The sequence below is a fragment of the Sphaerisporangium sp. NPDC004334 genome, assembly GCF_053602655.1.
Map to the genome: position 1 here is coordinate 3,228 of NZ_JBSGDZ010000071.1, position 2,048 is coordinate 5,275.

Consider the following 2,048-nt stretch of genomic DNA (forward strand, 5'->3'; position numbering starts at 1 on the left):
CACGTTTGTGTGGATGGGTAGGGGAGCGTCGTGCAGCCGGCGAAGCAGCCGAGTGATCGAGTTGTGGAGGCTGTGCGAGTGAGAATGCAGGCATGAGTAGCGAATCAGAAGTGAGAAACTTCTGCGCCGGATGACCAAGGGTTCCTGGGCTAGGCTAATCCGCCCAGGGTAAGTCGGGACCTAAGGCGAGGCCGACAGGCGTAGTCGATGGACAACGGGTTGATATTCCCGTACCCGCTGGTATGCGCCCATATCGAATCCAGTGATACTAAGGGTCCTTAAGCCCCTGTGGCTCTTCGGAGCTTGGGTGAGGCTGAACGCCTGGCCTGATCTGGTAGTAGGTAAGCGATGGGGTGACGCAGGAGGGTAGCCCATCCCAGGCGATGGTTGTTCCTGGGGTAAGCATGTAGGGAGTGGCATAGGTAAATCCGTGCCGCACATATCCTGAGATGTGATGCCGAGCCGATTGTGGTGAAGTGGGTGATCCCATGCTGCCGAGAAAAGCCTCTAGTGAGTGTGCCGGCGGCCCGTACCCTAAACCGACTCAGGTGGTCAGGTAGAGAATACCAAGGCGATCGGGTGAACTGTGGTTAAGGAACTCGGCAAATTGCCCCCGTAACTTCGGGAGAAGGGGGGCCTCTGCTGGTGATGGCACGTGCTGTCTGAGCTGGTGGGGGTCGCAGTGGCCAGGGGGAAGCGACTGTTTACTAAAAACACAGGTCCGTGCGAAGTCGTAAGACGATGTATACGGACTGACGCCTGCCCGGTGCCGGAACGTTAAGGGGACCGCTTAGTGGACGTGAGTCTGCGAAGGTGAGAACTTAAGCGCCGGTAAACGGCGGTGGTAACTATAACCATCCTAAGGTAGCGAAATTCCTTGTCGGGTAAGTTCCGACCTGCACGAATGGCGTAACGACTTCCCCGCTGTCTCAACCACAGACCCGGCGAAATTGCACTACGAGTAAAGATGCTCGTTACGCGCAGCAGGACGGAAAGACCCCGGGACCTTCACTACAGCTTGACATTGGTGTTTGGGACGGCTTGTGTAGGATAGGTGGGAGACGGTGAAGCTGGGACGCTAGTTCTGGTGGAGTCATTGGTGAAATACCACTCTGGTCGTTTTGGATGTCTAACCCGCGCCCGTGGATCCGGGTGGGGGACAGTGTCTGGTGGGTAGTTTAACTGGGGCGGTTGCCTCCTAAAGGGTAACGGAGGCGCCCAAAGGTTCCCTCAGCCTGGTTGGCAATCAGGTGACGAGTGTAAGTGCACAAGGGGGCTTGACTGTGAGACCGACAGGTCGAGCAGGAGCGAAAGCTGGGACTAGTGATCCGGCGGTGGCATGTGGAAGCGCCGTCGCTCAACGGCTAAAAGGTACCCCGGGGATAACAGGCTGATCTTCCCCAAGAGTCCATATCGACGGGATGGTTTGGCACCTCGATGTCGGCTCGTCGCATCCTGGGGCTGGAGTAGGTCCCAAGGGTTGGGCTGTTCGCCCATTAAAGCGGTACGCGAGCTGGGTTTAGAACGTCGCGAGACAGTTCGGTCCCTATCCGCTGCGCGCGCAGGAGACTTGAAAGGGGCTGTCCCTAGTACGAGAGGACCGGGACGGACGAACCTCTGGTGTGCCAGTTGTTCTGCCAAGGGCACGGCTGGTTGGCTACGTTCGGGAGGGATAACCGCTGAAAGCATCTAAGCGGGAAGCCCGCCTTGAGATGAGGTCTCCCACCCTGTGAGGGGGTAAGGCTCCCAGTAGACGACTGGGTTGATAGGCCGGAGGTGGAAGCATCGTAAGGTGTGGAGCTGACCGGTACTAATAGGCCGAGGACTTGATCACAAAGCTTTCTTGCTCGCGTCCATTATGCAACTCAGAGACAACAAACCCCCGCCCAGGGTTGGTTCGGGTGGGTGTGGTTTGGTCTCGGAGGGTTACGGCGGTCATAGCGGAAGGGAAACACCCGGTTACATTCCGAACCCGGAAGTTAAGCTTTCCAGCGCCGATGGTACTGCACCGGGGACGGTGTGGGAGAGTAGGACACCGCCGGACAAAA

Annotated in this window: 2 rRNA genes (1 of these 2 only partly in view); both read left to right on the forward strand. The window is 57.9% G+C overall.

Annotation, left to right across the window (positions count from 1 at the left end):
- Nucleotides 1-1,834 (forward strand): 23S ribosomal RNA (locus ACWEN6_RS40755); it begins 1,372 nt to the left of the window's first position.
- 93 nt (nucleotides 1,835-1,927) lie between these two features.
- Nucleotides 1,928-2,044: ribosomal RNA gene (rrf, locus tag ACWEN6_RS40760) — 5S ribosomal RNA — on the forward strand.
- Nucleotides 2,045-2,048: the final 4 nt, after the last annotated feature.